Genomic DNA, 18,098 nt, shown 5'->3' with positions numbered 1-18,098 from the left:
CCTCCGTGCAGGGTGCGTTTCCCGTGGCGACTTCAGCCGAAGGCAGGGAAGCTCCCGCGCCCCGCACGGCGTCCGTGACGAGTGTGCCGTCGCAGCCGAATCGCCCGTGGGGAACGGGCCTGTTCTTCAGTCGGTGCCCGCGCGGCGCGTGCCTGGATACACCGTTTATGTACGGCGATGTCGACTGACACCGGAAGTGTTCACCGGCGCCCACAGAGCGTCAAGGTCGCCGACGGCAACGGTGACAGCCGCCGCGGTGTCCGTGCGAAGGAGGATCGTCCGTCGGTTATGACGATCAGCCTAGGCCGGGTTCCGTCACCGCGCACCCGGCCTGGGCGGGCGCCGCCCTCGACCCGCGCCGGATCTCGTGGCCCGCCAGCCCCGCCCGGCCCAGTACCCAACTCGCTCCCTGCAGCGATTTCGCGGCCTTCTTCAGCGGCGCCAGACACGCGGCTGCCTGACGGTGGTCCATCACACTCCCCGGCGGACACAAGACGGTGGCCAGGGACAACGTGACAGGACGCCCGCCGGCCGACCAGGGCGCGTCCAGCATCGACACAGCCAGCGGATCCAGCCACTCCGGCTCGGTGAGCACCAGGAAGTCGTCCCCGCCGATGTGGCCGACCCGGGTGCTTCCGGACGCCGCGTGCTGCAAGGCCCGACCGACCGACCGGATCAGCTCGTCGCCTGCCGCGAATCCGGCTACGTCGTTGACCTGCTTGAAGTGATCCACGTCCAGCCAGCTCAGCGAGAACGTCCGGCCGTCCGCGATGCGTCGGTCCACTTCGCCGGTGATGGCGTCCGAGCCCGGCAGCCGTGTCAGCGGATTGAGCCCGGCCGCCTCCTCGACCCTGCTCTCGGCCAGCGCCCGCACCAGGTCCGCGAGCCGCACCACACCGACGCACCTCCCCTGCCGGTCCACGACGGCCACATCGTCCGAAGTGCGGCTGCGGCCACCGACGGCCACCACGTCCAGGACCTCCCAGGCGGTGGCATCGACGCCCACCGTCCGCGGGGGGTCCCCGAGCTTCGCGGCGGGGCGGTCGGCGTACAGCGCATGGCCATAGCGCCCCGACATCGACAGCAGAAAGCGCGAGCGGTGCACGGAACGGACCGGGAGCCCGTGCTGGTCCACGAGCACTACCCCGGACACCTCCGGCGACCCGGTCAGCAGTGCCCGCACCTGACCGGCCGACGCGGTGGCCGGCAGCAGCGCCGCGGGCCGCACGAACTCCAGCACCGAAGGCCCCGGCCTCGGAACCGACACGGCACCGGGAGAGCGGGGCGGAACGTACACGTCCGCCGCGGGCAGCCGGGCCGGCGGCGCGAACAACTCACCCTGTGCCAGCTGGGCTCCGGCCGAGATCGCGGCCCCGCACTGCAGTTCCGTCTCCACGCCCTCGACGGACAGGAGCGCTCCCAGCTGCTCGCACAGCGTCCGCATGGCCTTCACCGCCGCAGGCCGAGCCAGCAGCGACGCGTCCAGTTTCACCAGGTCGGGCCCCATATCGGTGAGCAGTCGCAGGGGTACGTCACCGTCCCCGACGCCGTCCGCGCTGATCCGGAAGCCCTGGTCCCGCAGCGCGCTCACCGCTTCCAGCAGCGCCTGGTGCGGGACGTGCGTGTACGGCGGCCCGATGTCGATCGTCACCTCCCACGGCAGCCGTCCCGCCGCGCGCACCGCGTCGTGCAGCGGAGTGAGGCCACCGAGGTCTGCGAGGGTGCCGGCGAAGACGTTGACGTGCAGCGGTAGCAGCGTCTCCTTGCGCGCCGCCGCCCGGACCGCCAACACCGCCAGCCGGCCGTCGAGTTCAGGGTCTCGGCGAGCCTCGGCCAGGATGTCGCCGGCCTCCGGGCGGGCGAGTATCTCCAGCCCCGCGACTCCTCCGGTGGCCAGGTTGACCACCGGTTGGAAGGCGAAGCGGAGAGTGTCCGTCCAGGAGCGCACGGCAGCATGATGGCGCCACCGGAGAACGCCCAAGGCCAGTTCATGAGACGTTCACACAGGATTCCGGAGCAGTCACTCAACGTAAGGGAAAGGGCTTGCACTGCGCGACGGTCATGTTCTTCCGTCCGGTCCCCGAACGGCCGCTCACCGCGCTGCGCTCACGGCCTCACCCCACAGCATCAGTCCACCGCATCACCGCACCGCATCACGCTCACCGCACTGCGATCACCGCCGACCCGTGCCCGAACAATCCCTGGTTCGCAGTGATCCCCACGCGAGCTCCCGCGACCTGCCTCTCAGCCGCCTCCTCCCTCAACTGCCAGGTCAGCTCGCATACTTGGGCTATCGCCTGAGCCGGAACCGCCTCGCCGAAGGAGGCCAGCCCACCGCTGGCGTTCACCGGTATGCGGCCACCCAGGGCCGTCGCGCCCTCCCGCAACAGCTTCGCGCCCTCTCCCTGCCCGCACAGCCCCAGATCCTCGTACCACTGCAACTCAAGGGCGGTGGACAGGTCGTATACCTCCGCGAGGGAGAGGTCCTCGGGTCCGACGCCCGCCTCCTCGTAGGCCGCTCGCGCGATCGAGGCCCGGAAGGGGTCGGCGGCCGGCTCCAGGGCCGCCGCCGAGTCCGTCGCGATGTCGGGCAGATCCAGCACCGTGTTGGGGTAGTGGGGTGTCACCGTGGACACGGCCCGGATCCGCACCGGCTGGTTCGTCGCGTGCCGGCGCGCGAACTCCATGCTGGACAGCACCAGCGCGGCACCTCCGTCCGACGTCGCGCAGATGTCGAGCAGCCGCAGCGGATCGGCGACCACGGCGGAGGCGGCGACCTCATCGGCGGTGACCCGCGTGCGGTAGCGCGCGTTCGGATTGAGCGCCCCCAGCGCGGAGTTCTTCACCTTGACCTGTGCGAAGTCCTCCAGCGTGTCACCGTGCACGGCCATGCGACGGCGGGCGTACAGCCCGAAGTACGTGGGATTGGTCGCGCCCAGAACGCGGAAGCGAAGCCAGTCCGGATCGTCTGGCCGGTCTCCGCCCGCAGGCCGGAAGAATCCCTTGGGTGCCGCGTCTGCGCCCACCACGAGGACCACGTCCGCGAGCCCCGAAAGGATCTGCGCCCGCGCGGTGTTGACGGCCTGCGCCCCGGACGCGCAGGCGGCGTACACGCTGGTTACCCGGGCCCCCTGCCAGCCCAGGGCCTTCGCGAAGGTCGCCCCGGCCACATACCCCGGATAGCCGCCGCGCACGGTGCCGGCCCCGACGACCGAGCCGACGTCCCGCCACTCGAGCCCGGCGTCGGCGAGCGCCGCACGGGCCGCCGCAGTCCCGTACTCGACGAAACTGCGCCCCCACTTGCCCCACGGGTGCATGCCCGCGCCGAGCACCGCCACCTCACCCGTCATGCCGTCACTCCCGTCGGCCGCCAGTGCCAGGTCGTCCAGATCGTCTCCGTGTCCTCATGGAGCACGCCGGGGACGACCTCCACCTCCATGCCCACCGCCAGATCGGCGACGGTGATCCCCTCTGCAGCCTGCCCCAGCACCACGATTCGCTCAGGCTCGAGCTCCACAGCGATCAACGTGTACGGCTCCCACGGAAGTTCCGGATCGGTCACATAGGGTGACGGAGGTCGATACCGACTGTCCGTGTACGACCAGACGAGCCCCTGTCGTGACAGAGGCACCTCCTCGAGATGTCCGCCCGGGCACCCAGGGTTGCGGCAGTGCGCGTCCTCGCGGGGGAAGAAGAGCGAGGTGCACGCCGCGCAGCGTGTCCCGAGGAGCCGGAAGCCGTCCCCGTCGCCGGTGAACCACCCGTCGACCACAGGCGTGCGTGTACGCGACAAAGTTCCTCCTCGCTGGGGAATCTGACGGAACGTCAGAAGTCTCCCACGGGCATCCGGAAATCGGCAGTGTGCTCGATCGAACCGAACCGGCCCTTGGTGCGTCGTCGTTACGGAAGAGGCGGCCGGGGTCCACGGGGGTGGTTCCGGCCGTCCTTTCCCGCATCCGGGGTGAACCGCACCCGGTCACTTCCCGGACGCGGCGCCTTCCTGATAAATGCAGGAGACATGACACGTGTCTCCCGTGCAGTACGCGGTGTGATCACCGCACTCGCCGTGGTGCTGGCCGTGACCGCCGCATCCGCCACCGCCCGGGCCAGTACGACGACGGACCCCAGGGCACCGAAGGACTTCGTGGCCCTGAGAACGGTGGACCCGACGATCATCCAGGAGATGCGCTACTTCACTCCGCACAACTTCGTCGGCGAACGCGTCGACGGCTATCAGCAGCCGATCTGCATCCTCACCCGGCCGGCCGCCGAAGCGCTCCACAGGGCCCAGGCGAGGCTGTTGCGGAAGGGCTACACCCTCAAGGTGTACGACTGCTACCGGCCGCAGCGCGCCGTCAACCACTTCGTCCGCTGGGCCGAGGACCTCGACGACCAGGCGATGAAGGGCGAGTTCTACTCGAAGGTCGACAAGGCGCGCCTGTTCGAGGACGGTTACATCGCGGAGAAATCCGGCCACAGCCGCGGCTCGACCATGGACCTCACCATCGTGAGGCTGCCCGCGAAGCCGACCCGGCCGTACCACCCCGGAGAGCCGCTCCTGCCCTGCTACGGGCCCAAGGCCGAGCGCTTCCCCGACAACTCCGTCGACATGGGCACAGGCTTCGACTGCTTCGACACCCTCGCCCACACGCTCGCCCCGCGCATCCAGGGCGATCAGCGCGCCAACAGGCTGCTCCTCAAGGGCACTCTGGAGGGGCTCGGATTCGTGAACCTCGCCGAGGAATGGTGGCACTACACGTACAAGCCCGAGCCCTACCCGGACACCTATTTCGACTTCCCCGTGTCCTGGAGGTCGCTCACCAGCGACCACTGAGTGGCCTGCCGGAGAGGCTCCTCCCGTGATCGGATACATTCCGCTTCGTGTCCGAAACTCAAGCCTCACCCCCCAACTCCGCGCCCGACTCCCACTGTTCGAGCTGCGGAGCGCCCTACGAGGAGGGCGTCTCCGGTTGGCCCCGCACCTGTCCGGCCTGCCGTGCGGTGGCCTACCGCAACCCGCTGCCCGTGGCGATCGCGCTCCAACCCGTGTATGACACGAAGGGCACTGCCCTCGTCGTCATCACAAGAACCATCGCCCCCGCGCGCGGGGGCATAGCCCTGCCCGGCGGTTACATCGACGACCGCGAGGACTGGCGGCAGGCCGTCGTCCGTGAACTCAAGGAAGAGACCGGTATCGACGCGGCGAGCCGTGACGTACGGCTCATCGACGCCATGAGCTCCCCGGACGGGCATCTGCTGCTGTTCGGGCTCCTCCCGGAGCGATCGGCCGAGGGTCTTCCCCAGTCTGCGGCCACGGACGAGACGGAGGGCTGGCACCTCCTGCGCAGAGCGGAAGAACTCGCCTTCCCGCTGCACACGCTGGCCGTGCGGGCCTGGTTCGAAGGCCGGTACGTCTGACTCAGCTCTCCTTGAGGCCTCGCACGCGCACCGGGTAGGGCGGCTCGCTCACGCCGCCCTCGTCCTCCCGCTCGACCACCAGCCGTCCCCCCGCCCAACGGGCGACGTAGCGCTCGAGTTCCGGCTCGTCCCACCCGTCGCCCGCGTCCTGCACCACCAGTCCGCTCCCCGTCCGGCCCTGGGCGGGAGCCCACACCTCCAGTTCCAGCCCGCCGTCGTCCCCGCGTACGGGGACGACGGCACCCGCGCGCGCGAGCACCGGAATCCGCGACAAGGGGGCATCGAGGAGCACCTGTCCCGGTCCCTCGTACACCTGCTCCGTCACTGTGTCGTACCAGCGCCCACGGGGCAGATGCACCGCACGCCGGTCCGCGCCCGGATCGAGCACCGGTGCCACCAACAGGCCGTCGCCCAGCAGGAAGGCGTCCTCACAGTCGCGCAGCGCACGGTCCTCCGGCGCCGACCACCACAGGGGCCGCACATAGGGCGCTCCCGTGCGGCGGGCCAGGTGTGCGAGCGTCATGAAGTAAGGCAGCAGCCGCCGCCGTTCGACGAGCGCCACGCGCGCGTGCTCCAGCACCTCGGCACCGAACTCCCAAGGTTCCCTGCGCCCCGCACGCAGACTCGCATGCGTCCGGAACATCGGCAGATACGAGCCCAGTTGGAACCATCGCAGATACAGCTCGGGTGACGGACTCCCGTCGAAACCGCCCACGTCCGGGCCCGAATACGGCACTCCGCACAGCCCGAGCCCCATGACCAGCGACAATGTCGCCCGCAGCCCCGGCCAGCCCGTAGCCACGTCACCGGACCACGCGCCCCCGTAGCGCTGCATACCGGCCCAGCCGGAGCGCGAGAAGACGAACGGACGTTCCTGGGGAGCCAGTTCGCGCAGCCCTTCGTAGCCTGCCCTTGCCATGCACAGCGCATAGACGTTGTGCGCCTCCCGGTGGTCCCCGCCTCGGCCTTCGAGCGCGTGCCTGGCCGACCGCGGCAGTGTCGTCTCCCCGAAGGCGCTGAACGACGTGGGTTCGTTCATGTCGTGCCAGAACCCCGAGAACCCCTGCCCGAGCCGCTCCTCGTACAGACGACCCCACCATGCCCGCACGCGCGCGTGCGTGAAGTCCGGGAACACCGCCTCGCCGGGCCACACCACCCCTCGTACGACCCGCCCCGAGGCGTCCCGCACGAACGCGTCCTCGCCCGTCCCGCTGTCGTACACCTCGTTGCCCTCGGCCGCTCGGACGGCAGGGTCGACGATCGACACCAGCCGGATCCCGTCCCGCCGCAGCTCCTCGGCCAGTACTGGCAGCTTGGGAAAGTGCTCGTGGTCGACGGTGAACACCTGGTGTTCGTTGTAGTGGTCGATGTCCAGATGGACGGCGTCGAGCGGCAGCCCGCGCTCCTGGTAGCCGGAGACGATCCGCCGCACTTCCTGTTCACTGCCGAAGCCCCAGCGCGCATGGTGATGACCCAGCGCCCACGCCGGCGGGAGCGCCGGTGCACCCGTCAATGAGGCCCAGACGAGCAGCACGCGCGCGGGGGTGCCCACGATCACCCAGCAACGCAACGGACCGCCGTCCATCCGCAGTTCGGAGGACCCAGCCCGGTCGTGCCCGGAACCGGCGCCCTCCTCGCCCTCCCGCAGCGTCACCGTGCCGTTCCAGGAGGTGTCGTGGAACACGAGATGCGTCGCCGCGTCCGCCGCCACCAGCTGCACGGGCATCGTGATGTACAGGGGATCGTCTCCGGGAGCGAACGCGTGGCCCGGATCCGTGTTCCACAAGCGGTACGTCCCATCGCGCAGCCGAGGGCCCGACGACCGTCCCCCGAGCCCGAAGAACCGCGCGTCCGCGGCCACCTCCGACCGCTGCATCCAGCGTGCCGTGCCACCCTCGACCGGCTCCCACCACCGGGGAGGCAGATCGCGGCGCAGGGTCACACCACCGGGCGTACGCACCTCGACGGCTCCATGGCGCGAGACGACGACCGTCACCCGCTCGGCCACGACCCGCCAGCCACCGTCCTTGTCCGGCTCCAGGACCGTCCGGGGATCGGGCTCCGGGCAGCGGCCCGCCAGCGCGTACGACGGCTCGGGAGAGGCCCCGTCCCAGCCCCAGAAGACGGCTCCGTTCACCGCAACGACGATGCGCAGCTCGGACCGGCTGAACCGGAGGACCCCACCGCCCGGGCCGGGCTCCACCTCCTGCACGGGCCCCGGCACTCGCGCGCGCTCGGCGCCTCGCGACGGCAGGGCGGAGGCGTCCGCACGCCTTCTGCGCCATGCGGCTCGCACGATGCGCAACCTCTGGGCCGCCCCCGAAGAACCGACCGCTTTTATCGAACGCACCAGGTCACGACCGTCCATGCTGCTCACCCTGCCATTGAACGCCCCACACGTGTGTGCCGTTCAACTGCCGTTCACCCGTGCTGGGACCACATCTTCACGGCACGGACTATGTGGGTCGCGCCCTAGTGTAGAAGTCGATCACATGGCATCGTCCGTGTCAGCCGCGTCACGCGCACACCCCAGCACGTGCGCGCCAGACGCACACGACGCGCACAGTCCGGGAGCCGCCCCATGTCGACCGTGAACCCCCAGCCACTCTGGCAGCCAGATCCGGAACGCAGCGCCCAGGCGCAGATCACAGAATTCCAGGCCTGGGCGGCCGAGCACCACGGCGCACCGGCCGAGGGCGGCTATGCGGCACTGCACCGCTGGTCCGTCGACGAACTGGACACGTTCTGGAAAGCCGTCACCCAGTGGTTCGAGGTACGGTTTTCGACTCCCTACGCGCGCGTGCTCGGCGACCGCTCGATGCCGGGTGCGCAGTGGTTCCCCGGGGCGACGCTGAACTACGCGGAGCACGCCCTGCGCGCGGCCGCGACCCGCGGGGACGAACCCGCCCTCCTGTACGTCGACGAGACGCACGAGCCCCGCCCGGTGACCTGGTCCGAGCTGCGCCGCCAGGTCGGCTCCCTGGCAGCCGAGCTGCGCGCCCTCGGCGTAAGCCCCGGAGACCGCGTCAGCGGTTACCTCCCGAACATCCCGCAGGCCGTCGTCGCCTTCCTCGCCACAGCGGCGGTGGGCGGTGTCTGGACGTCCTGCGCCCCCGACTTCGGCGCCCGCAGCGTCCTCGACCGCTTCCAGCAGGTCGAACCGGTCGTCCTGTTCACCGTCGACGGCTACCGCTACGGCGGCAAGGAGCACGATCGCCGCGACATCGTCGCCGAGCTGCGCCAGGAACTGCCCACGCTGCGTGCCGTCGTCCACATCCCGCTCCTCGGCACCGAACCCCCCGAAGGCGCCCTGGAGTGGTCGGCCCTGACCGGTGCCGACGTGGAGCCCGTCTTCGAACAGATCCCCTTCGACCACCCCCTCTGGGTGCTCTACTCCTCGGGCACGACCGGCCTCCCCAAGGCCATCGTCCAGTCCCAGGGTGGCATCCTGATCGAACACCTCAAACAGCTCGGCCTGCACTGCGACCTGGGCCCAGAGGACCGTTTCTTCTGGTACACGTCGACCGGCTGGATGATGTGGAACTTCCTTGTCTCCGGCCTCCTCACCGGGACGACGATCGTGCTCTACGACGGCAGCCCGGGCTTCCCGGACACGGGCGCCCAGTGGCGCATCGCCGAGCGGACCGGAGCCACCCTCTACGGCACCTCGGCCGCGTACGTCATGGCCTGCCGCAAGGCCGGCGTGCACCCGGCGCGCGACTTCGACCTCTCCAGGGTGAAGTGCGTCGCCACCACCGGATCCCCGCTGCCCCCCGACGGCTTCCGCTGGCTGCACGACGAGTTCGCAAAGAGCGGGGCCGATCTGTGGATCGCGTCCGTCAGCGGAGGCACGGACGTGTGCTCCTGCTTCGCAGGAGCGGTACCGACCCTCCCGGTGTACGTCGGCGAACTCCAGGCCGCCGGCCTCGGCACCGATCTGCAGTCCTGGGACCCGAGCGGCAAACCGGTGATCGACGAGGTCGGCGAACTCGTGGTCACCAACCCCATGCCGTCCATGCCGATCCGCTTCTGGAACGACCCCAACGGCAGCCGCTACCACGACAGCTACTTCGACACGTATCCCGGCGTGTGGCGCCACGGCGACTGGATCACCGTCACCTCCCGCGGCTCCGTCGTCATCCACGGCCGCTCCGATTCCACGCTCAACCGCCAGGGCGTGCGCATGGGCTCCGCGGACATCTACGAGGCCGTGGAGCGCATCCCGGAGATCAGGGAGTCCCTCGTCATCGGGGTCGAACAGCCCGACGGCGGCTACTGGATGCCCCTCTTCGTACACCTGGCCCCCGGCGCACCCTTGGACGACGCCCTGCTGGGCCGCATCAAGCAGACCATCCGGGAACAGCTCTCACCGCGCCACGTCCCCGACGAGATCATCGAAGTCCCCGGCATTCCGCACACCCTCACCGGCAAGCGCATCGAGGTCCCGGTCAAGCGCCTTCTCCAGGGCACTCCCCTGGAGAAGGCCGTCAACCCCGGCTCGATCGACAACCTGGATCTGCTGCACTTCTACGAGGACCTGGCCCGCAAACGCTCCTGAGTCGGCGGCTCAACCACCGTAAGTGGCCTCGGACTCACCGAGCACGGCAGCGAAGTCCGAGGCCAACCGCGCCCCGTCGGCTGGCGCGAGCGTGGCCACGGAGATCCGCACCCCAGGTGGCGACGACGAACGGAACCTGGCCCCGGCCGCGACCCACCAGCCGTACGAGCGCAGCCCGTTCACCACGGCCGACTCGTCCCGCGCGGGTACCCACAGATTCATTCCGCTCGCCCCATGGGCATCGATTCCGCGCCCGCCCAGCTCGTCGAGCAGAGCGCCGCGTCGCAGCGCGTACGTCTCCTGAGCGGCGGTCACCGACGCGCGCGTGGCGACATCCGTCAGCAGCCCGTGCACGATCTCCTGGAGCAGATGACTGACCCAGCCCGACGTCAGCTGCAGCCGGCCGTCGTGGCGTGCCAGCGTGGTCGCGTCGCAGGCCGCCGCCGCCCACCGCAGGTCGGTGCCCAGGAACTTGCTCACCGTCCGCACATGCACCCAGCGCGTCAACCCGCCGGCGGCCAGCGAGTGCAGGGGGGCACCGGAGACCTCCGACGCATGGTCGTTCTCGACGACGAGCACATCGGGTTCGTCCCGGAGCACTGCCACAAGCGCCTCCCGGCGCGCAGCCGAAAAACAACCGCCGTACGGATTCTGCGCCCGTGGACTGCACACCAGGGCCCGGACACCCGCCCGCAGCGCCCCGCGCACGGCGTCGGGACGCAGGCCCTCGTCGTCCACGGCCACCGGGACGATCCGCAGCCCCAGAGCAGTGACCAGATCCAGCAGATGGTGATATCCGGGGTCCTCCATGGCCACGGCATCGCCGGGCCGCAACTCCACGGACAGAAGCCGGCCGATCAGATCCAGCGCTCCGTGCGAGAAGGTCACGTGTTCGACCGGCACACCCTCGGACCCGATCCAGTCGCGCACGACCTGCTCCAGCCGCGCCAGTCTGGGCATTGAGCGATGCGCCCGGACACCGGGTGACAGACGCGACGGCGGTACGAGTGCGGGAAGAAGCGAGGGATCGGGGTGCCCGCCGGACAAGTCCCGCAGGCCCTCCGGCACTTTGGGCGGCCGGCGTGACGCCACCGCGGGAGCGGGCGCCACCACGGTCCCGCCCCGCCCGCGCGTGATCACGATTCCACGTCGGCGCAGTTCCTTGTAGGCCGCGGCGACCGTACCGGGACTGACCCCGAGGCCGTCCGCGAGCCGTCGCACGGGAGGCAGCGCGGCCTGGGGCCCCAACGATCCCTCCGCCACGGCCCGTTCGACGGACGCGGCAATTCCCTTGGCCGTCGCACCAGTGATCCCATATTGTGTTGCCACGTTGGAAATTATGTATCAGTACATAATCGAAGGCAAGGGGGAGCAGTGCACCGGACGTACCGCACAGCCGCACGGTCGAGCCGGATACCCGGAGGGCGCGACGGACGCAGAATGCTCGTCATCGCGCTCGTCGACCGGACCGGCAGTGGACTCTGGGCCTCCGTCTCAGTGTTGTATTTCACCTACGTCTCGGGCCTCTCGGTCGCTCAGGTCGGCACGCTCGCTGCGACCGCCGGAGCCATCGGCATCGCCGGCGCACCCCTTGGCGGTCGCATCGCCGACCGGTTCCCCCTCACCCGCGTCCTGCTCGTCGTCCAACTCCTGCGCGCGCTGGCCTCCTTGGCGCTGCTCACCACGAACGACTTCGCCCTGCTCCTCGCCTTCTCCGCCGTCGGCGGCCTCGGCGACCGCGCGGCGAGCGTCCTCACCAGGCTCTACGCCACCCGGGTGGCAGGACCGGACCGCGTCCGTTACCAGGCCGTCCAGCGCACCGTCGCCAACGCGGGCTGGGCCCTGGGAGGCCTAGCTGCCGCCGCGGCCCTTGCGCTCGGCACCTCGGCCGCCTACCAGTGGCTCCTGGCCGGCGACGCCGTGTCGTTCCTCGCCTCCGCATTGCTCACCCTGCGCTGCGACGAACCCCCGTCCCCCTCCCGCACGGTGACCACCTCGAAGTCCCCGGCACCGAAAGCCAAGACGACGAGCGCAAGCCCCTGGCGCGACCGCACGTACCTCGCCTACGTGTCCACCGAAACGGTCCTGTTCCTCGACGACGCGGTCTTCAAGGTCGGCCTGCCTCTTTGGATCGCGCACACGAGTACCGCACCACACGGCCTCGCGCCTCTGCTGATGGTCCTCAACAACGTGATGGTGGTGGCCCTCCAGGTCCCCCTGGCCCGCTTCGGGGCCACCTCCGCCGCCGCTCGCAGACTCCTTGTCCCGCTCTCGGCCGCCTTCGTCCTCGGCGGTCTTGCCATGGCGTTCTCGGCCACGAGCGGCGCCGTCACCGCGACCCTGTTCCTGACCGCCGCGGCCGCCGCCTTCACCGTGGCCGAGATGCTCCACGCCACCATTTCCTGGGAACTGTCCGTCGCCCTCGCCCCCGGCACCGCGCAGGGCGCCTACCTCGGTGTGCACGGCCTGGCCCAGTCCGCGCAACGCAGCATCGGACCACTCGCGGTCACCGCGGCCATAGCCACCGGCCCGGCAGGCTGGACCTGCTTCGGTACCCTCATCGCCTTGACCTGCGTAATTCAGCACCGCCTGGTCCGCGGTCCCCTCACCCAGAAGTCATTGTCAGTGGGGCCGGTTACTGTGAGTGAGCATTGATCGACCGTGCACAGGGGGAAAGATGGCGCACACCGACCACCAGACCATGCGACGCGTCCTGCGGCGCGAAATCGCGGGCACCATCGGCCTGCTCACCGACGAACACGACTTCCGCGCCATGCGGCGCTACCGCAGCTTCACCTTCGACGATCACACCAGCTATCTCCGGCAGGTCGAGGCCCTGCTCAAGACGCGCGCCGCCCAAGGCAGCCACACCACCGTTGCCCTCTTCGACCCGCAGGAGTACGCCGCATTCTGCGAGGACACCGGCCTCGACCCTGACGTCCAGTCCAGCCGGACACGCTTCACCGCCGAACTGGCCACCACAGGACCCCTCCTTCCCTACGAAGGACAGCCCCTGGCCGACCTCGTTCCGGCCCTTGTCGACGAAGCTGTTCGCCAGGCCACCCGGGAGTACGCGTCCACACTCCTCGCCCGCCTCGGCGCCTGCGCCTCCTGCGGCGAGGACATCGGCCGAGCGGCCTTCACCCGCGCCTCGCACCTCCTCGTACGTATCCTGGACACAGCAGAACCGGGCAACCGCCACCTCGTGTGCAGCGTCTCCGCAACGCCGGAAACTCTCTTCTCCGTGCTGCACGCCGATCAGGACGACCACGGTGCCCTACGACTCGACGAGGCCGAAGCCCTCGAATTCACCACGGTCCTGGCTCTCGGCATCGCCACCCAGAGCTCGGGCGGACTCGTGATGCGCACCAGCGCCCCCGGGGCCATCGACCGCGTCTACGGATGGCGCCTGCGCGGAGAGAACCTCGAACCCCTCACCGCCGGCGAGGTGTTCGACGCCTACTGCACCGACATCGAATCCGGAGACCTGATCTCCCCGGAATCGGACGTGGACTACTGCGTACCGCCCGACCTCGGGCAGGAGGGACCGGAGCCGGGACACCACCACTGAAGCAAGAGGGGCGCTTCATCCATGGATGAAGCGCCCTCTTGCTTCAGTGGTGGTGAAACAGCAGCCGATCTCGGCCCGACTACTCGCCGGACAGCACCGCCTGAGCCGCGTTGCGCGCCTCCTCGGCGCTCTCCGTGGCCCGGGCTGCCGCGGCGGCACGCTCGCACTGGGCGAGCGTGTACTTGCCCAGCGTGGCCCGGACGTAAGGAATCGACGCCGCCCCCATGGAAAGGGAGGTGACACCCAGACCGGTCAGCACGCACGCGAGCAGCGGGTCGGACGCAGCCTCACCGCAGACTCCACAGCTCTTGCCCTCGGCCTTCGCCGCCTCGGCGGACAGCGCGACCAGGTCGAGCAGCGCGGGCTGCCACGGATCCTGCAGCCGGGACACCGCGCCCACCTGACGGTCGGCGGCGAATGTGTACTGCGCGAGGTCGTTGGTCCCCAGCGACAGGAACTCGACCTCCTGCAGAATCGACCGAGCCCGCAGTGCGGCCGACGGGATCTCGACCATCGCGCCGAACTTCGCCTGCAGCCCTGCCTCACGGCACGCATCCGCGAACGCCTTGGCGTCGGCACGGTCCGCCACCATCGGAGCCATCACCTCGAGGTAGACCGGCAGACCCTCGGCAGCTTTCGCGAGCGCTGTCAGTTGGGTGCGCAGCACCTCCGGGTGGTCGAGCAGCGTCCGCAGACCGCGCACACCGAGCGCCGGGTTCGGCTCGTCGGCGGGCGTGAGGAAATCCAGCGGCTTGTCCGCACCGGCGTCCAGCACCCGTACGACGACACGGCCCTCAGGGAACGCCTCGAGAACCTGTCGGTAGGCCTCGACCTGCTTCTCCTCAGAGGGGGCGTTCTTGCTGTCGTCCAGGAAGAGGAACTCGGTGCGGAACAGACCGACGCCCTCGGCCCCGGCCTCCACAGCGGCCGGCACGTCGGCGGGACCGCCGACGTTGGCCAGCAACGGCACCTTGTGACCGTCGGAGGTGGCACCGGGCCCCGTCGTGGCAGCGAGCGCGGCCTTGCGCTCAGCGGCCGCGGCCTCCAGCTGCGCCTTCTTCTCAGCGCTGGGGTTCACGAAGATCTCGCCGGTGCTGCCGTCCACCGCGATCACAGTGCCCTCGGCGAGCTCACCGGCGCCCGGCAGCGCCACCACGGCAGGCACACCGAGCGCCCGCGCCAGAATCGCGCTGTGACTGGTCGGCCCGCCCTCCTCGGTGACGAAACCCAGGACCAGGGTCGGGTCCAGCAGAGCCGTGTCGGCAGGCGCAAGGTCGCGTGCAATAAGAACGTACGGCTCGTCGCTGTCCGGGACACCCGGCATCGGCACCCCGAGCAACCGGGCGACGATACGATTCCGCACGTCGTCCAGGTCGGCCACGCGACCGGCGAGGTACTCGCCGGCACCGGCCAGCAGGGCGCGGTAGGCGGCGAAGGCATCGTAGACAGCGCGCTCCGCCGTGCTCCCCACGGCGATACGCCGCTCGACGTCCGCCATCAACTCGGGGTCCTGGGCCATCATGGCCTGCGCCTCGAGCACCGCCTGGGCTTCGCCCCCCGCCAGATTGCCGCGCGCCATCAGGTCGGCGGCCACAGCTTCCACGGCCTGGCGAGCGCGCCCCTGTTCACGCTCTGCGTCCTCCGCCTGAATCTGCTTGGCAGGCGGCTCCAGTACCGCCGTTCCCATGTGCCGAACCTCGCCGATCGCCACACCATGGCTCACACCGACGCCTCGCAGCGTTGTCTCCATCTCACCCGTCTCCGATAGTGCGGCGGGTCCCGCCGCCGCGGTTGTTGTCCTACTTGCCGTCATACGACGGCACTGACGTCACTTCCAGACGAAAAGGCTGTCGCCGGCCTTCACGTCGCCGTCGTCACGAAGTTCGGTGAGAGCCTCGGCTGCGGCCTCGAGTGCCACGATCGGGCAGACCGCCGACTTGCCGGCGACCTCCACGGCGGCAGGGTTCCAGCGCACCACGCTCTGTCCCCGTGTCACGGTGTCGCCCTTGTTCACGAGCAACTCGAAGCCCTCGCCGTTCAGCTGCACCGTGTCGATGCCGAGGTGGGTCAGTACGCCGTGGCCCTGCTCGTCGACCACGACGAAAGCGTGGGGATGGAGCGAAACAATGACTCCGTCCACGGGAGCAACGGCCTCGGAGGGCTCGCGCACGGGATCGATAGCGGTACCCGGGCCGACCATGGCCCCGGAGAAGACCGGATCCGGCACTGCTGCCAGTCCGATGGCGCGACCTGCGATCGGGGACGTCACGGTGGTCATGGGGAGCCTCCCAGAGGTGGAGATCCATATGGGCCGTCACTACCTGTATGGGACGGCGCACTGTGGAGCAGGTTAAGTCATATGAAGTACCGGTTCCGCACGAAAGATACCTGATAGTGGTCTAGACCACCAGCTCAATCGATTTGCACCTGCTTCCCGGCCCCGTGTACTGTCGTACCCCTGCTTGAGGCCGAGCGGCGCGACCAAGTGCCCTTGCTCAGCAGCACCCATACTCGTCAGATCCTATCCCGGGGTCACCTTCTGCATGCCCGCAGGAGCGTGGTCAGGGGGCGGAAAAACACTGATAGAGTCGGGATCGCCGGAAAGGGAAACGCGGAAGCGGGATCCTGGAAAGCACCGAGGAAATCGGATCGGGAAGCGGTCTGATAGAGTCGGAAACGTAAGACCGAAGGGAAGCGCCCGGAGGAAAGCCCGAGAGGGTGAGTACAAAGGAAGCGTCCGTTCCTTGAGAACTCAACAGCGTGCCAAAAATCAAAGCCAGATATGTTGATACCCCGTCCGCCGGACTTGCTTCCGGTGGTCGAGGTTCCTTTGAAGTAAAACACAGCGAGGACGCTGTGAACGGCTGGGCTTATTCCGCCCGGCTGTTCCGCTCTCGTGGTGTCATCCCGATGACGGGAGAACATTCACGGAGAGTTTGATCCTGGCTCAGGACGAACGCTGGCGGCGTGCTTAACACATGCAAGTCGAACGATGAAGCCCTTCGGGGTGGATTAGTGGCGAACGGGTGAGTAACACGTGGGCAATCTGCCCTTCACTCTGGGACAAGCCCTGGAAACGGGGTCTAATACCGGATATCACTGTCACTCGCATGGGTGGTGGTTGAAAGCTCCGGCGGTGAAGGATGAGCCCGCGGCCTATCAGCTTGTTGGTGAGGTAATGGCTCACCAAGGCGACGACGGGTAGCCGGCCTGAGAGGGCGACCGGCCACACTGGGACTGAGACACGGCCCAGACTCCTACGGGAGGCAGCAGTGGGGAATATTGCACAATGGGCGGAAGCCTGATGCAGCGACGCCGCGTGAGGGATGACGGCCTTCGGGTTGTAAACCTCTTTCAGCAGGGAAGAAGCGAAAGTGACGGTACCTGCAGAAGAAGCGCCGGCTAACTACGTGCCAGCAGCCGCGGTAATACGTAGGGCGCAAGCGTTGTCCGGAATTATTGGGCGTAAAGAGCTCGTAGGCGGCTTGTCACGTCGGGTGTGAAAGCCCGGGGCTTAACCCCGGGTCTGCATTCGATACGGGCTAGCTAGAGTGTGGTAGGGGAGATCGGAATTCCTGGTGTAGCGGTGAAATGCGCAGATATCAGGAGGAACACCGGTGGCGAAGGCGGATCTCTGGGCCATTACTGACGCTGAGGAGCGAAAGCGTGGGGAGCGAACAGGATTAGATACCCTGGTAGTCCACGCCGTAAACGGTGGGAACTAGGTGTTGGCGACATTCCACGTCGTCGGTGCCGCAGCTAACGCATTAAGTTCCCCGCCTGGGGAGTACGGCCGCAAGGCTAAAACTCAAAGGAATTGACGGGGGCCCGCACAAGCAGCGGAGCATGTGGCTTAATTCGACGCAACGCGAAGAACCTTACCAAGGCTTGACATACGCCGGAAAGCATCAGAGATGGTGCCCCCCTTGTGGTCGGTGTACAGGTGGTGCATGGCTGTCGTCAGCTCGTGTCGTGAGATGTTGGGTTAAGTCCCGCAACGAGCGCAACCCTTGTCCTGTGTTGCCAGCATGCCCTTCGGGGTGATGGGGACTCACAGGAGACCGCCGGGGTCAACTCGGAGGAAGGTGGGGACGACGTCAAGTCATCATGCCCCTTATGTCTTGGGCTGCACACGTGCTACAATGGCCGGTACAATGAGCTGCGATACCGTGAGGTGGAGCGAATCTCAAAAAGCCGGTCTCAGTTCGGATTGGGGTCTGCAACTCGACCCCATGAAGTCGGAGTTGCTAGTAATCGCAGATCAGCATTGCTGCGGTGAATACGTTCCCGGGCCTTGTACACACCGCCCGTCACGTCACGAAAGTCGGTAACACCCGAAGCCGGTGGCCCAACCCCTTGTGGGAGGGAGCTGTCGAAGGTGGGACTGGCGATTGGGACGAAGTCGTAACAAGGTAGCCGTACCGGAAGGTGCGGCTGGATCACCTCCTTTCTAAGGAGCACTTCTTACCGATCCCTCCGGGGTGAGGTCAGAGGCCAGTTCATCGGCGAACGTCCGATGCTGGTTGCTCATGGGTGGAACGTTGATTATTC

General features: G+C 68.5%; 12 protein-coding genes and 1 rRNA gene. 6 read left to right on the top strand and 7 right to left on the bottom strand.

Going from position 1 to position 18,098, the window contains the following annotated elements:
• Window positions 1-295 precede the first annotated feature (295 nt).
• From OOK07_RS06695 to OOK07_RS06685, 3 genes are all read right to left on the bottom strand, one after another.
• Window positions 296-1,948: a GGDEF domain-containing protein gene (locus OOK07_RS06695; RefSeq protein ID WP_266795494.1), complete on the bottom strand. Its 1,653-nt coding sequence runs from the start codon at window positions 1,946-1,948 to the stop codon at window positions 296-298.
• Window positions 1,949-2,159: 211 nt separating this feature from the next.
• Window positions 2,160-3,350 (bottom strand): lipid-transfer protein, encoded by a 1,191-nt coding sequence (locus OOK07_RS06690; RefSeq protein WP_266677827.1) that lies wholly within the window; start codon window positions 3,348-3,350, stop codon window positions 2,160-2,162.
• A complete protein-coding gene (locus OOK07_RS06685) occupies window positions 3,347-3,772 on the bottom strand; it encodes a Zn-ribbon domain-containing OB-fold protein (RefSeq protein ID WP_266683378.1) in 426 nt (141 codons plus the stop codon). Before OOK07_RS06685 ends, OOK07_RS06690 begins: the two co-directional genes overlap by 4 nt.
• Window positions 3,773-4,018: 246 nt before the next feature.
• On the opposite strand from OOK07_RS06685, the gene OOK07_RS06680 reads away from it, so the two are divergent.
• Complete coding sequence (locus OOK07_RS06680; protein WP_266795492.1) at window positions 4,019-4,834, top strand: M15 family metallopeptidase; 816 nt, start codon at window positions 4,019-4,021, stop codon at window positions 4,832-4,834.
• 47 nt (window positions 4,835-4,881) lie between these two features.
• The gene (locus tag OOK07_RS06675; RefSeq protein ID WP_266677823.1) at window positions 4,882-5,418 is read left to right on the top strand and encodes an NUDIX domain-containing protein; all 537 of its coding nucleotides are present in this window, start codon (window positions 4,882-4,884) and stop codon (window positions 5,416-5,418) included.
• 1 nt (window position 5,419) lies between these two features.
• Here OOK07_RS06675 and OOK07_RS06670 read toward each other — a convergent pair whose 3' ends face one another.
• Window positions 5,420-7,786 (bottom strand): glycoside hydrolase family 31 protein, encoded by a 2,367-nt coding sequence (locus tag OOK07_RS06670; protein WP_266795491.1) that lies wholly within the window; start codon window positions 7,784-7,786, stop codon window positions 5,420-5,422.
• A 213-nt stretch (window positions 7,787-7,999) separates the two neighbouring features.
• Between OOK07_RS06670 and OOK07_RS06665 the strand changes: the two genes are divergently transcribed.
• The gene (locus OOK07_RS06665) at window positions 8,000-9,976 is read left to right on the top strand and encodes an acetoacetate--CoA ligase (RefSeq protein WP_266795489.1); all 1,977 of its coding nucleotides are present in this window, start codon (window positions 8,000-8,002) and stop codon (window positions 9,974-9,976) included.
• 9 nt (window positions 9,977-9,985) lie between these two features.
• Here OOK07_RS06665 and OOK07_RS06660 read toward each other — a convergent pair whose 3' ends face one another.
• Window positions 9,986-11,305: an aminotransferase class I/II-fold pyridoxal phosphate-dependent enzyme gene (locus OOK07_RS06660; RefSeq protein WP_266795487.1), complete on the bottom strand. Its 1,320-nt coding sequence runs from the start codon at window positions 11,303-11,305 to the stop codon at window positions 9,986-9,988.
• Window positions 11,306-11,416: 111 nt separating this feature from the next.
• Here OOK07_RS06660 and OOK07_RS06655 point away from each other — a divergent pair, with 111 nt between their 5' ends.
• Both OOK07_RS06655 and OOK07_RS06650 read left to right on the top strand, forming a co-directional pair.
• The gene (locus tag OOK07_RS06655) at window positions 11,417-12,631 is read left to right on the top strand and encodes an MFS transporter (protein WP_266795485.1); all 1,215 of its coding nucleotides are present in this window, start codon (window positions 11,417-11,419) and stop codon (window positions 12,629-12,631) included.
• 22 nt (window positions 12,632-12,653) lie between these two features.
• Entirely contained in the window at window positions 12,654-13,547 is an 894-nt protein-coding gene (locus OOK07_RS06650) for a DUF8829 domain-containing protein (RefSeq protein WP_266795483.1), read from the top strand.
• A 79-nt stretch (window positions 13,548-13,626) separates the two neighbouring features.
• Here the strand turns inward: OOK07_RS06650 and ptsP are convergent, their stop codons facing one another.
• Together ptsP and OOK07_RS06640 are read right to left on the bottom strand one after the other, a co-directional pair.
• Window positions 13,627-15,297, bottom strand: a complete 1,671-nt coding sequence (ptsP, locus tag OOK07_RS06645) for a phosphoenolpyruvate--protein phosphotransferase (RefSeq protein ID WP_266795481.1) — start codon at window positions 15,295-15,297, stop codon at window positions 13,627-13,629.
• Window positions 15,298-15,375: 78 nt separating this feature from the next.
• Window positions 15,376-15,825 (bottom strand): PTS sugar transporter subunit IIA, encoded by a 450-nt coding sequence (locus tag OOK07_RS06640; protein ID WP_266795479.1) that lies wholly within the window; start codon window positions 15,823-15,825, stop codon window positions 15,376-15,378.
• A gap of 646 nt (window positions 15,826-16,471) precedes the next feature.
• Between OOK07_RS06640 and OOK07_RS06635 the strand changes: the two genes are divergently transcribed.
• A 16S ribosomal RNA gene (locus tag OOK07_RS06635) occupies window positions 16,472-17,997 on the top strand.
• Window positions 17,998-18,098 lie beyond the last annotated feature (101 nt).

The organism is Streptomyces sp. NBC_00078 (assembly GCF_026343335.1).
Classification (GTDB): domain Bacteria; phylum Actinomycetota; class Actinomycetes; order Streptomycetales; family Streptomycetaceae; genus Streptomyces.
This window is presented reverse-complemented; position numbering and strand designations above follow the sequence as displayed.